Consider the following 13,955-nt stretch of genomic DNA (forward strand, 5'->3'; position numbering starts at 1 on the left):
GAGAAAATATGTTTTTTATCCCTATATGTTAAAATATCAAGGCATTAGGCCACAGGCATCAGGCATTAGTTCTGAGTCGCACAACCTAAGGCCTATGGCCTAAAACCTAAGGCCTAAAGATTTAAGGTGGTTATAGTCAAAGGTCTCACCTCTTACCATTCCGAACAGAGCAGTTAAACCTTTTAGCGCAGATGGTACTACACTTGTTGTGGGAGAGTATGTCGCCGCCTTCTTATAAAGAGCAATTCTGATATAGAGTTGCTCTTTTTTTGTTGTTTGAAGTTGTGGGACTGCTTGGAAGGGGGAAGACGAGTTGGAGGGAGAGTAGGAGAATTAACAACGGTGGACTAAAAAAACAATATCTTGATTGCTAATTGCTAATAGTTTTGTATCTTTGCCCCAAAATCAATTATGCAATAATGTTGAAGATTAAATTACTTATTATATACTTACTTTTAGTTATCTCTCAGGCAGTAGCACAGGTGACCTCTCCTAATGCTACCTATAACAATGTAGATATCACTACTGTGAATGTGGATAACTTGAGTGATGCACAGATTAAAAATTATTGGGATCGCGCTCAAGCACAAGGTTATTCATTAGACCAATTCGTTGCTTTGGCTCGCAGTCGCGGTATGCAAGAAACGCAAGTAATGAAGCTCAAGCAGCGCATTATGCAACTCAGCACTTCTTCTGATATTAAAAACAAACTTAAAGAAAACACAAAAACAGGTAGACGCCCGGCTGAAGGTGATGATATTTTTGGTTATACCGGCAAAGAAAATAAAGATTCTATCACTACTAAACAGAAAAAGGATTCTATATTTGGAATGAGTTTCTTCAAGAATCCTAAAATATCTTTTACTCCTAACCTCAATATGGCAACTCCCGACAACTATCAAGTAGGTCCTGGCGATGAACTACTCGTGGAAGTTTGGGGGGCGACAGAAGGTTCTTTTAAGCAAAAAGTAGACGCTGAGGGAAATATATTCCTAAATGGTATCGGGCGTATTCACGTGGGAGGACTTTCGTTCAGTGAGGTGAAGGCTAAGATTAATTCACAGCTCAAGCGCATTTATTCTGGTATTTCGGCTCCTGAGGGTAGTTATGCGAAAATTTATACAGGGGTAACCATCAGTCAGGTGCGTACAGTAAAGGTGAATATCATAGGCGAAGTGGCAGTTCCTGGGACTTATTCACTTAGTTCGCTTTCAACAGTGCTTAACGCATTATATGCTTGTGGAGGCCCTTCGGAAAGCGGTTCGTTTAGGGAAATAAATATCTTTCGTGGAGGTAAAAAAGTTGCTACTTTTGACGTGTATAATTTCCTAATAAATGGTTCAGAAAAAGGCAATATAGGTCTTAAAGACCAAGATGTGATTATTGTACCCCCATATAAAAACCGCGTATGGGTGGATGGGAAAGTAAAACGACGTGGTTTTTATGAGACTTTAGACAATGAGACGCTGGCGAACCTCATCACCTTCTTTGGAGGTTTTACCTCTGATGCTTTTACCAATACTTTGGTGTTGGAGCGCATTAAAGATGCTAAACGAGAAGTAAAAGAGATTCCTTTTGCTGATATTTCAAAAGTAAAAATGCAAAATGGAGACCGCCTAAATGTACACGCTATTACTGATGAATACCATAATAGGCTCAGTATAGGCGGAGCGGTATATCAGCCTGGGGTATACGAGTTTAAAGAGGGGATGACGGCTTACGACTTACTCAACAGAGCTAACGGTGTGAGAAAAGATGCTTCCTTGAATAGAGGTCTTATCTTCCGCACTGAAAACCGTGTAGATTATCAAACACTTAGTTTTTCGGTAAAAGACCTCATAGAAAAGAAAAATGATATTCCACTAAAAGACAATGATAGTATTCATATTTTCTACAGAGATTCTCTTCAGTACAAACGCTTTGTAAAGGTAGAAGGAGCTGTAAATAAGCCTAAAGAATTACCTTTTATGGAGAATATGACGGTGGAAGACGTGATTTCGTTGGCAGGAGGTTTGGCTAATGGTGCAGACCCTTCTATGATTGAGGTATTTAGAGAAACTAACGATGGTAATTTTCAGAAACTAAGTCAAGCCTTTAAGGTATCGTCTAACCATCAGTTAGAGCCCCAAGGAGAACGACTTACCTTGCAACCTAACGATGTCGTATCGGTACGTTATATTAAAGGATTTACTCCTATGCAAACTGTAACGGTAATGGGAGAAGTACTCTACCCAGGTGTTTATAGTATTCAATCTAAAGACGAACGTGTTTCGGATTTATTGGAGCGTGTGGGCGGTTTTACTCCCTTTGCCTATAAAGAAGGACTTACGCTTGTGAGAAAGAAGACAGATGAAGGAGATATTCAACAAGAAGATTTCTTAAAAGAACTCATTGAGATTGAGAACGACACGAGCAGTAGCACTTCGAATAAAACACTGAGAAGAGTAGCTAAAAAAAGCAATGAGTATCGCATAGGGCTTGATGTAAAAAAGATATTAAACCGAAAACACAGCAAATATGACCTCTTGCTCAATGACGGAGATATGTTATTAGTCCCTTCAGAAAAACAAACTGTGGAAATTAGAGGAGAAGTATTAGCACCTTCATTAGTGCGTTATGAAAAAGGAGCTTCTATACATCAGTATGTAAGTAGTGCAGGAGGCTTTGCCAGCAGGGCGAAGAGGAGTGCTATTTATGTGATGTATGCCAATGGAGATATAAAGGCGACGCGCATCTCTCTATTCTTTAAAAACTACCCCAAAATAGAGCCTGGGGCTATTATTATAGTACCTTCAAAACCCGAAAAACAACGTCTTACAACCGGAGAAACGGTGGGTATCATTTCGGCTATTACTACTATGGGGGTGTTAATTTACAGTGCTTTTAAAAAATAACTATGGGAAATAATCATCACAATACGATAAGAGAAGAAGATGAAATAGATTTGCTACAGCTTATTAATAAGCTTTGGAGAGCTAAGAAATCAATCGCTGTATTTACGTTGATATTTATGGTTATAGGGGTATTAGTAGCCTTATTTTCGGCTAAAGAATATACCGCTACCACTATTATGGTACCGCAAGCAACTGATAGCAAATCGACAGGAGGATTGGGAGGACTTGCTGCTATGGCAGGGATTAATTTAGGAGGGAACAATGCAGATGCTATTCCACTTACTACCTACTCCAAGATTATTGAAAGTGTTCCGTTTAAAAAGAAATTAGCACAGACGAAGCTTACATTTTCAGATATTCCTAATCCAATTACCTATGAGCAATATTGTAAAAGCTATGCGAAACCGAGCATTTGGAGCAGTGTGATGAGTATTTTCCGTTCAAATCCTTCTGAACCGTCTATTAAGATACAAGACACCACTCATATTACGAGTATTAGTAGAGAGGAGAGAGCTATCCTTAATAGTATCGATAATAATATTAAGTTGAATTTAAATGAAAAAGAGGGTTATATTACGCTATCGTATGCAATGCCCGAAGCACTTCCTGCGGCACAAATGTTGCAAAGTGCGCAACAGTTATTGCAAGAAACAGTAACTGAGTTTAAATTGCAAAAAGCAAAAGAAGAGTTCGACTTTGTACAACAACGTTTTATCGAAGCTGAAAAAGATTTTAAGGCAAAGCAATACGCTGTGGCAGGTTTCCAAGACCGCAATCGTGACCTTTTTAGCAATTTGCCTCAAACGCGTTTGCAACAACTACAAGCTGAGTATAATTTAGCTTTTAATGTATATACTGAATTAGCTAAGCAACTTGAAACCAAACGTATTAAGATGAAGGAAGACCAACCAATATTTACCATTATTGAGCCTGTGAGCGTACCTAACGAACGGTCTAAACCTAAACGAATGATGATTATTGCCATTTGGACGTTTGTAGGACTCATTATAGGAATAGGTAATGTTTTTCTAAAAGACTTTAGACGGCAACTCAAATCTAACGACTAATGACTAACAACTATATTATCTTTGATATGGACGGGGTGCTATTAGACAGTGAACCAATGCACCAAGAGATTATTTATGAGACTTTTCAGCTGAAAGGCATTCCGTTTGACAAGGCGTATATACAAACTCTCACAGGTATGTCGGCCTTCCCAATGTGGGAAAAGGTAAAACGCGATGCCCAGCGCACAGAAAGTGTAGAGGAGCTAATGCAGTTTCACCGTGATTACTTTTTCAAACGATTACCCGAAGTGAAAGTTTCCTTAGTACCTCACGTAAAAGAAGTGTTAGAGAAATTTAAGAATGAAGGAAAACACTTATCATTAGCTTCTTCATCTGGACGCAAACTTATCGATATTTTTACTCAGCAAACAAATATAGCACACTATTTTGAAGTGATAATGAGTGGCGATGATGTGCAATACAGCAAACCTAATCCCGAAATATTCCTAAAGGTAGCCCAATGGTACCACTTGCCAGTAACACAATTTACAGTGATAGAGGACAGTACCAATGGCGTAAAAGCTGCCAAAAGTGCTAATATGCAGTGTGTGGGCTTCCAAAATCCTCTTTCAGGCGGACAAGATTTAAGTCAAGCCGATAGCGTTATCCATTCAATGCAAGAACTTTTATGACAAATAACAACTTACAACTTATAGAATGTGTAACGATAGCCAATGAGGATTATTTGCAATCTTTATTGGCTGTTCGTTTTTATGGTCTTGCCCTCAAAGCCGAACTACATCCTTTAGTTAGTTATTTAGATTTTTCAAACACCCAAACAAAAATCTTGCTCTTAGACGACGAACTGCCTGCCATTGAAAAACAGGGCATTACTATTAGCTGTTTGGCTACTGCCTACCAAGCCGGCACTACGCGTTTTTATAGTGCTATCAAAGGTTATGGAGGCTATCTTCCTACTGAAAAACTCCTCACCTTCTTCCAAGCCCAACACCACTCTACGGGCATCAACCTGCTCGCTTTTGAGAGTGCTTATAACGAAGCGCTACATCAGGTAACAAGTAACAAGTAAAGCTGGGTATGTGACTAAGTTTAATAGCTTTTATCAAAGTTTTTTATTTCCTCCCTAAAATCGAAATCCCTATAGCACAATCTAAACAGCGTTTGGATTGGCAATAGCGTTTGTACTGTTGCAGAAGTACTTGAGTATCAAAAGCAGTGGCAACAGAGACTCCTAATTGTTGGTATTGAGTGATAATACTGTTGCTTTCGGCTGTCATTGTTTTGAGTTCTTCGATGAGAGATTCACTCACGTCCTTGCCCAAACTTTGGTAATAGGCATATTTGAGAGGAATGAATACATTTATCCAAATAAGTATGATGAGACTCGCACTAATAGGCTTTTTTACTTTTTTAGAAGCCTTGGTAAAGGTATACTGGGTTTCCCAGAAGTCGGAGACTCCTACCGCAAAGAGTTTTTGGATACTTTTGAAATCATTCACTTCAAGAATTTGTGAAAACAAACCTTCATTTAGTTCGTATAGCTGTGCGAGTTGCGAGAGTCGGATAGTGGGAAAACCTTGCGGACGCAAACCGGTGAAATGTATTTTTACTACGGGTGCAGAGAGGTTGTATTTCTGTTGTAGGTAGTGATAATTTTGCAAGAGTTCACGTGAATAGGTGAGTTCAGTTTCTTCGGAGAGTAAGCCTGCTTGCCCCAGTAGTAGTGCTTCTAAATGTAAGGGGTGTGAACGCTCTTTGCGAATAATACTAAAATCGAGATGTTTGCCCAATTGTAGGAAGGCTTCGCCGTTTACAGTGCCTCCAAAAGACTTGAGGAGCATACAAAAAAGTACTTTCTCCCAATCGAAATTGGTAGCTTTCCACAACTCATTCACAGCGGTGGCTTTTTCTTCTAAACGTTCTACTAACAAACGCTCATTCCACGAAAGCAAAGTAATGGCAGGTACGGTGGTATATTCTTTTTCACAAGGAATAAATTGGTAGTGTGAGGTTACAGTCGTATTGTACCGCTCTAAGAGTTCGGGGGAGATAAGACCTCGGAGTTCTAAAGTGGGAATAGGCTGGTTGTTAGCATCGAATACTTCTATATCGTGTTCCCAAACTACGTGCAGAATCACATTGCGATAGGCGGGATCACTCTCGTGACCGTGCACATACCAATGCGATGATTTGAGATGCATTTCTACATTACCTGCCCATTGCTGCTCATCTATAAGCAGTTGGGCACTTTGGAAATCGGGACCAGAAAGGGTATTGTAGTCACCAAATGAGAGAATTTGCAAGCGCTCTCCCGTAGTAAGTACAGTGTTGAGAGGTACTCTTTTGTATTTCCATAGGTAGTGTAAGAAATCTTCTTTCATTTTGTTTAGGTAAGAGATAAGAGGTAAGAAAAGTGCCAGCTTATTTAATTAGTAAAGGTTGTAACAATGCAAATTATTCTCGAGTTGGGCTTTTTAATTTCTTTTCCACAAATAGAAAGAGGAAATAATAAAGGGTAGCTAAAAGTGTACCGAAAATCCAACCTACCAATACATCACCTGGGAAATGCACACCTAAATAAATACGGCTATAACTTACAATAATTGACCAGCAGAGCAATAGAGTGACGATATATCGGGCATTTTTTCTAAGCAAGTAACTAAAAAATACGGCTATTGCCATTGTATTGGCGGCGTGAGCTGAAAAGAACCCATACTTACCACCGCAAATCACCATTCGCATTTGCCCGATAAGACTCTCATCGTGACAAGGGCGCAGGCGCTGGAATCCGTATTTGAAAACGTTCGCCAGCTGGTCGGTAGTGGTGATGATAATAGCTACAAATACCAAGATGAGCAACACTCGTTTCCAATGGAAATACTTGAAACACAAGTATAACAAAAAAGCATAGAGGGGGATAGACGAGAGTTCATTGGTGATTACTAACCAAAGGCTGTCGGCTTCGGGCGTCCCCCAACTATTGAGGGAACAGAGCAGTTGCTTATCCGTTTCTATAAGGTATTCTAACATTATTTGCGTTTTTTCTTCTTTTTAAAAGCCTGTTGGAGGGCTTCAGCAGTCTTTTGTTTTCGGCTTTCTCTTTGTCCTTTTTTGCGATTTCTCCCCTCATCATTGCCGTGTCTTCTACCGTCATCATTTCCGCGTTTGCGTCCGCCACGGTCTCTACCAGCTCCTTTGGTAGAGAGTTCTACATTGATGAAGCGACCGTCCATTTGAAAATCGGTAAAGGTGCTCATCACCAAATCGGAGAGGTCGGCATCGGTATTGAAGAAAGAGAAACTGTTCTTTACATCTACTTTGAAAACATCATCACGACCTAAATTAAGGGTTGCTTTGAGGAAATCTTTGAGTGATTTCCAGTCGTAGCCATCGCGCTCACCTATGTTGATAAAATAGCGCACTTCATCGCTATTACCCCCACTGCGGCTTTCGCGCTCGTTCTCTACCGATAGGTTTTCAGCATTTTTATAATAATTGAAGAAACGCGTAAACTCTACTGAGAATATTTTCTTGATGAGCTCTTCACGATTTACTTCTTGCAGTTCTTTATAGATAGCTGGCAAATAATCATCGATGGCAGGGTTTACTTCTGTATTTTTGAGGTTGTTAGCCAAGTGATAGAGCTGTATCTCGCAGATTTCCATACCCGATGGCAATTGTTTCTGCTCAAAAGGTTGCCCTATCATCTTTTCGATAGTTTTGATTTTCTTCACCTCACTTTTTGGTAAAATTACCATTGAAATTCCCGATTTACCAGCACGACCTGTACGCCCACTGCGGTGGTTGTAGGTTTCTATTTCGTCGGGCAATTGGTAGTGAATTACGTGAGTGATATCGTCTACATCAATGCCGCGGGCAGCTACATCGGTAGCGACGAGCATTTGTATTTGGCGTGCGCGGAAAGATTTCATCACCAAATCACGTTGATTCTGACTCAAATCGCCGTGAAGAGCAGCAGCGTTGTAGCCATCTTCAATGAGTTTTTCGGCTACTGCCTGTGTATCGCGTTTGGTACGGCAAAACACTACTGAGAAGATATCGGGGTTGGCATCGGCGAGGCGTTTTAGGGCTTGATATCTATGGCGACCGCTCACTATATAGTACTCGTGTTGCACAGTGTTAGTAGCCTGATTGCGAGTTCCTACTGTTATTTCGATAGGCTTACGCATAAACTTACGCGCTATCTTAGCCACCTCGTTAGGCATAGTAGCCGAAAAGAGCCAAGTGCTTTTTTCTTGAGGGGTATGCGACAGAATAGCGGTAATATCTTCATAGAAGCCCATATTGAGCATTTCGTCGGCTTCGTCGAGCACACAATAGTTGATATGACTGATATCTACGAAGTTACGGCGTATCATATCTTGCATACGCCCAGGAGTAGCCACGATAATTTGTGCGCCTTTTTTGAGGCTACGCGCTTGTTCCTCAATACTTGCACCGCCATATACCGCCACTACGTTCACCTTAGGGAGGTACTTAGCATAATTGCGGAGTTCAGAAGCGATTTGTAAGCAGAGTTCGCGTGTAGGTGAAAGGATAAGACCTTGAGTTACACGGCTATCAGTATCAATAAGTTGGAGTAGAGGAAAGCCAAAAGCGGCTGTTTTACCAGTGCCCGTTTGGGCTAAAGCTACCATATCAGCACCATTTGCCAAAAGAGTAGGGATGGCTTTTTGCTGAATTTCAGAAGGAGTTTCAAAGCCCATATCGCTGATGGCTTTGAGGATAGGTTCATTAAGACCTAATTGTTCAAATAAATTCATTAATACAATTTGTAAATTAGCAAATTTGCCAATTTGCTAATGTATTCTAAAGCGCAAAGGTACAACAATATTTTCAATTGACAATTGATAATTGACAATTAAGAAGAAAAAACTTTGCCAAAGGTGCGAGCCGCACGGGCAGGAAACTTTGGCAAAGTATAATAAATAATTTATATTGTGTTTCTGCTTATTTTTTTATGAAAAAGGAAACAATCAAGAAAATTACTGCAATGGACATTATTGCAAATCCTGTTATACGAAACCCCTTACAAAAAGACTTTTTATCTTTATCGTCTACTATCTGGTGTTTATTGGGAGTTTCGGGCAAATAGGCTACTGTAATACTCTCACCTGCTCGATAATTGGTTTGACGGCTACCACTATGAGCTCCAAAATAGGTTACACAAAAAGTATGATCCGAGTTAGCATATTTCAAATTTATAGGGGCGTTTGAGTTGAGAACAAGAGGTTTTACAATATAAGTATTTTCTCCTACAGTATACTTATAGACTACATAAGTCCTATTATTAAAACCAATACCTCCTACACCTTGACTGCCTGATTTGACAATTTCTAATATCTCTCCTTGTGCTTTTCCTTGATATAGCTTTTTGTTTTTTTCGGTAATTCTTTTGTTAACTTCAGCAGTAACCAAGAATACCAATGAGAACAGAAAGAATATACCAGAACTCAGCAACATTCCTATTTGATTGTCCATCATTTGCTCGTCCATTACCTTAGTGATTTATTTATTGGATACTAAAATCCATTCTCCGCTGTTTATTAGGGGGTCTGCTTGTTTGAACTTGAGCTCTTTGCGTTCACCGGTACGGATATTTTGGATTACTACCTTATCGTTACGACCGATTTTAGGTTGTTCGCGTACGATGGTTTCTACTACCGAACGGCGCTGTGAGGCTTGTTGCCCTACTTCACGGGCGCGTTGTGCCATTTCATCGCTGTTGAGGGCTTCTTCCTTATTGGTTTGATAGCGTTCACGAGTGCGTTGTGGCGCATGGGCTTCCTGTACGGGTGGATTTTGAGTAGGCAATTCGGCTTTGAACAAGAAAGAAATAATCTCTTTGTTTACCTTATCGACCATAGCTTTGAACAACTGATAGGCTTCAAACTTATAGATGAGCAGCGGGTCTTTCTGTTCGTGCACCGCTAATTGTACAGATTGTTTGAGTTCGTCCATACGGCGGAGATGCGTTTTCCACTCTTCGTCGATGATGCCAAGCGTAATATTCTTCTCGAAATCGCTTACGAGTTTCTTACCTTGGGTTTCGTACGCCTCTTTGAGGTCGGTTACGATGTTGAGCATCTTTTCGCCATCGGTGAAAGGCACGACGATGCGCTCGTAAGTATTATTAGGATTTTCGTATACCTCTTTAATCACTGGGAAGGCTTGAGCGGCACTGCGTTCAGCTTTTTCCTGATAGTGTTTGAGCGCTTCGTGATACAAGGTGAAAGTAAGGTCGTTTGGCGATTGTTTGGCGAATTCGGCTTCTGAAATTTGTGTTTTCAGTGAGAAATATTTGATGAGCTCGAAAGTGAAATTCTTGTAGTTATTTCCACCTTTGTTGTTTTCTACTATATTCTCGCAAGTATCGAATATCATATTTGCCAAATCCACTTTTAGGCGTTCACCTTCAAGAGCGTGGCGACGGCGTTTATAAATTTGCTTGCGTTGTGCGTTCATCACGTCGTCGTACTCTAACAGACGTTTACGCATACCGAAGTTGTTTTCTTCTACCTTTTTCTGAGCTGCCTCGATGCGTTTGGTCATCATAGAGTGCTGAATTACATCGCCTTCTTTATGACCTAAGCTGTCCATTAGTCGGGCAATACGTTCAGAACCGAAGAGGCGCATTAGGTTATCTTCGAGAGAAACGAAGAAGAGTGAGCTACCAGGGTCACCTTGACGACCAGAACGACCGCGCAACTGACGATCGACACGGCGAGAGTCGTGGCGTTCGGTACCTATAATTGCCAGACCTCCTGCAGCTTTTACTTCGGGGGTTAACTTGATGTCGGTACCACGTCCTGCCATATTGGTTGCGATGGTTACCACACCACTATGTCCGGCTTCGGCTACGATTTCAGCTTCTTTTTTATGTAATTTAGCGTTCAACACATTGTGTTTCACCTTGCGCATTGTAAGCATACGGCTGAGGAGTTCGGATACTTCCACAGAAGTAGTACCTATCAACACAGGGCGACCAGCTTCGGATAGTTTTACTACCTCATCGATTACGGCGTTGTATTTCTCGCGTTTGGTTTTATAGATAAGGTCGTTGTGGTCTTTGCGGGCAATAGGACGGTTGGTAGGGATTTCCATTACATCGAGTTTATAGATTTCCCAGAACTCACCTGCTTCGGTGATAGCAGTACCCGTCATACCTGCTAACTTGCTATACATACGGAAGTAGTTTTGCAAAGTAATAGTCGCGTAGGTTTGGGTAGCTGCCTCAATTTTCACATTCTCTTTGGCTTCAATCGCTTGGTGCAAACCATCAGAATAACGACGACCGTCCATAATACGACCTGTTTGTTCATCGACGATGAGCACTTTGTTGTCAATCACCACATACTCTACATCTTTTTCAAAAAGGGTGTAGGCTTTGAGCAATTGGTTAAGGGTGTGAATGCGTTCGCTTTTTACGCTAAAATCTTGGAATAACTTATCTTTTAGTTTAGCTTCTTCTTCAATAGGAAGACCTTGATTCTCGATATTGGCAATTTCTACCCCAATATCAGGTAAAACAAAGAAATCTTTATCACCATCGTAGGCAATATCAGCAAACCCTTTATCGGTAAGCTCGATTTGGTTGTTTTTCTCATCAATCACGAAGTACAATTCGGCATCTACCTTTGGCATTTCGCGATTGTTATCCTGCATATAGTAATTTTCAGTTTTTTGGAGCAGTTGTTTTACCCCTTCTTCGCTGAGGAATTTGATGAGTGCTTTGTTTTTAGGCAAACCGCGATACACGCGCAAGAGTTGGAATCCCCCTTCTTTGGTATCCCCTTCGGCAATGAGTTTGCGGGCATCGGCTAATACTTTGGTGAGGTAAGTACGCTGTTTGTTTACCAAATTTTCAACTAAAGGTTTCAGTTCGTTGAACTCGTGCAATTCGCCTTTAGGGGTAGGACCTGAGATGATGAGCGGTGTACGAGCATCGTCTATCAATACAGAGTCGACCTCATCGACAATGGCATAGTTGTGAGCGCGTTGCACCAAATCTTCGGGAGTGTGCGCCATATTGTCGCGGAGGTAGTCGAAACCAAATTCGTTGTTAGTTCCGTAGGTAATATCGGCGTTGTAAGCACGGCGACGGGCTTCGGAGTTAGGTTGGTGATTGTCGATACAATCCACACGCAAACCGTGGAACTCAAATAAAGGTCCCATCCAAGCACTATCTCGGCGTGCCAAATAGTCGTTCACGGTTACCAGGTGTACCCCATTCCCCGTTAGGGCATTGAGGTAGACTGGCAAGGTAGCCACAAGGGTTTTACCTTCCCCTGTTTGCATTTCGGCAATCTTACCTTGGTGAAGGGCAATACCTCCGATGAGCTGTACATCGTAGTGTACCATATCCCAAGTAACATCTTTACCAGCGGCGTCCCAGTGGTTTTTCCACACAGCTTTATCACCCTCAATCGTTACATAATCGTGGGTAGCCGATAGTTCGCGGTCGTGTTCGGTAGCTGTTACGGTAATTGTTTCGTTATTAGCAAAACGACGGGTAGTTTCCTTCATTGTTGCGAAGGCTTCGGGAAGGATCTCGTTTAATACTTTTTCAGATACTTGATAGGCTTCGCCGTTGAGTTTATCTATTTCGGTATAGAGGTCTTCTTTAGCGTCGATATCGTCGGTAGCGTTTGCTTGGGCTTCGAGTTCGGCTATTTTAGTATCGAACTCGGCGCGAGCGTCTTTTATTCTTTGTTTGAACTCAATAGTTTTTGCGCGCAACTCATCATTAGAGATATTTTCTAACTGAGAGGCGTAAGTTTTTATCTTTTCAACGATAGGTTGGATTGCTTTTAGGTCGTTTTTGGCTTTATCGCCAACGAAAATTTTAATAAGGGAATTGATAATGCTCATTATAATGATTAATGATTAATGATTAATTTTTAACTTTGCCAAAGGTCATAGCACGAGTTGTAGCACGAGTCGTAGCACGACAGGTAGTTAGAAACTTTGGCAAAATTCATACCGTAAATTTGTCAATAAATATACCAAAAGGCGAGAACTGACAATTTGTCACTATATTGATTTGCTAATCTGCTACTTTGCTGATTTGCAAATTAAAAGAAAGCCCCCGAACCCCCGAAGGGGGACAATCTGCAAAAGTGAATATTTATAAAGTTAATTATTTTAATGTAAATTTTGGGTTAATCTACAAATTGGCAAATTAAAAAAAGTCTCCTCAGAGAGACTTTTATTTTTGTTTTTAATATTCATCTTCATTCCATAGGTAATCTTCTTCCGACGGGTAATCAGGCCAGATTTCGTCGATAGATTCATACATATCACCTTCGTCTTCTATTTCTTGAAGGTTTTCCACCACTTCCATAGGAGCGCCTGTACGGATAGCATAATCGATAAGCTCGTCTTTAGTAGCAGGCCAAGGAGCATCACTTAAATAAGATGCAAGTTCTAACGTCCAATACATAAACTAATAGAATTTTATAAATTTTGCGCAAAAGTAATACTTTTTATTTATTATACAAAATAATTTGCTAATTTGCCCCTGCATGTATAGCCTTTCTTCATTTTGTGCTACTCACAAAATATTAGAGCAGGTTCTTTCAGATATACATTTAGCACTACCGAATCTTTCTCTTTCATCTTTATATTATTTATATACACACCTTTATACCCTGAAAAAGTAGTGACTTGCACATCGTATTTTCTATTAGGAAGAAGATAAAAATTCTCTTTATAATTTGAAATAATAGGTACTCCATTAATATGTAAATACAAATTACTAGTTGACAAAGAGCCGTCTCCTTCAAAAATTTTAATATTTAAAATACTTTTAACCGACGCCCTTTTACTTTTATAATAAGACAAAGAGTAATCATCGCCTTTCTTGCCAATTTTCTCTTGATAAGGATCTATTTGCCTTTTCATAGAATTGCAACTACTAAGAAATATTAGAAGACTAATTACAAAGATTGTTAGGATTTGCTTCACGTTCATATTTTGCTATTTTAATTATTTCTTCTTTCTCTTCTTCAGA

General features: G+C 40.3%; 11 protein-coding genes and 1 rRNA gene. 5 read left to right on the forward strand and 7 right to left on the reverse strand.

Annotated features, from left to right (window positions below; translation table 11 throughout):
- Positions 1-122 precede the first annotated feature (122 nt).
- The 5 genes from rrf (at position 123) to ACSQ7D_RS10000 (ending at position 4,991) form a co-directional block, all read left to right on the forward strand.
- Positions 123-233 (forward strand): 5S ribosomal RNA (gene rrf, locus ACSQ7D_RS09980).
- A gap of 186 nt (positions 234-419) precedes the next feature.
- A complete protein-coding gene (locus ACSQ7D_RS09985) occupies positions 420-2,894 on the forward strand; it encodes an SLBB domain-containing protein (RefSeq protein WP_437136152.1) in 2,475 nt (824 codons plus the stop codon).
- 2 nt (positions 2,895-2,896) lie between these two features.
- Entirely contained in the window at positions 2,897-3,961 is a 1,065-nt protein-coding gene (locus ACSQ7D_RS09990) for a Wzz/FepE/Etk N-terminal domain-containing protein (protein ID WP_437136153.1), read from the forward strand.
- On the forward strand, positions 3,961-4,593 hold the full coding sequence (locus ACSQ7D_RS09995; protein WP_437136154.1) for an HAD family hydrolase: 633 nt from the start codon (positions 3,961-3,963) through the stop codon (positions 4,591-4,593). Before ACSQ7D_RS09990 ends, ACSQ7D_RS09995 begins: the two co-directional genes overlap by 1 nt.
- Positions 4,590-4,991 carry a pyruvate carboxyltransferase gene (locus ACSQ7D_RS10000; protein ID WP_437136155.1) on the forward strand — a complete coding sequence of 134 codons (402 nt, stop codon included), beginning with the start codon at positions 4,590-4,592 and terminating at the stop codon, positions 4,989-4,991. The genes ACSQ7D_RS09995 and ACSQ7D_RS10000 overlap by 4 nt, the downstream gene beginning before the upstream one ends.
- Before the next feature lie 43 nt (positions 4,992-5,034).
- Here the strand turns inward: ACSQ7D_RS10000 and ACSQ7D_RS10005 are convergent, their stop codons facing one another.
- The 7 genes from ACSQ7D_RS10005 to ACSQ7D_RS10035 form a co-directional block, all read right to left on the reverse strand.
- The gene (locus tag ACSQ7D_RS10005; RefSeq protein ID WP_437136156.1) at positions 5,035-6,303 is read right to left on the reverse strand and encodes a DUF2851 family protein; all 1,269 of its coding nucleotides are present in this window, start codon (positions 6,301-6,303) and stop codon (positions 5,035-5,037) included.
- Positions 6,304-6,376: 73 nt separating this feature from the next.
- On the reverse strand, positions 6,377-6,952 hold the full coding sequence (locus tag ACSQ7D_RS10010) for a phosphatase PAP2 family protein (RefSeq protein WP_437136157.1): 576 nt from the start codon (positions 6,950-6,952) through the stop codon (positions 6,377-6,379).
- On the reverse strand, positions 6,952-8,706 hold the full coding sequence (locus tag ACSQ7D_RS10015) for a DEAD/DEAH box helicase (RefSeq protein ID WP_437136158.1): 1,755 nt from the start codon (positions 8,704-8,706) through the stop codon (positions 6,952-6,954). Before ACSQ7D_RS10015 ends, ACSQ7D_RS10010 begins: the two co-directional genes overlap by 1 nt.
- 187 nt (positions 8,707-8,893) lie before the next feature.
- A complete protein-coding gene (locus ACSQ7D_RS10020; protein WP_437136159.1) occupies positions 8,894-9,439 on the reverse strand; it encodes a DUF3592 domain-containing protein in 546 nt (181 codons plus the stop codon).
- A 12-nt stretch (positions 9,440-9,451) separates the two neighbouring features.
- Positions 9,452-12,814, reverse strand: coding sequence for a preprotein translocase subunit SecA (gene secA / locus ACSQ7D_RS10025; protein ID WP_178976961.1), 3,363 nt, complete (start codon positions 12,812-12,814; stop codon positions 9,452-9,454).
- Positions 12,815-13,163: 349 nt separating this feature from the next.
- A complete protein-coding gene (locus tag ACSQ7D_RS10030) occupies positions 13,164-13,385 on the reverse strand; it encodes a DUF2795 domain-containing protein (RefSeq protein ID WP_002673751.1) in 222 nt (73 codons plus the stop codon).
- A gap of 107 nt (positions 13,386-13,492) precedes the next feature.
- Positions 13,493-13,846, reverse strand: coding sequence for a hypothetical protein (locus ACSQ7D_RS10035; protein ID WP_437136160.1), 354 nt, complete (start codon positions 13,844-13,846; stop codon positions 13,493-13,495).
- Positions 13,847-13,955: the final 109 nt, after the last annotated feature.

The organism is Capnocytophaga sp. G1920, from assembly GCF_051417515.1.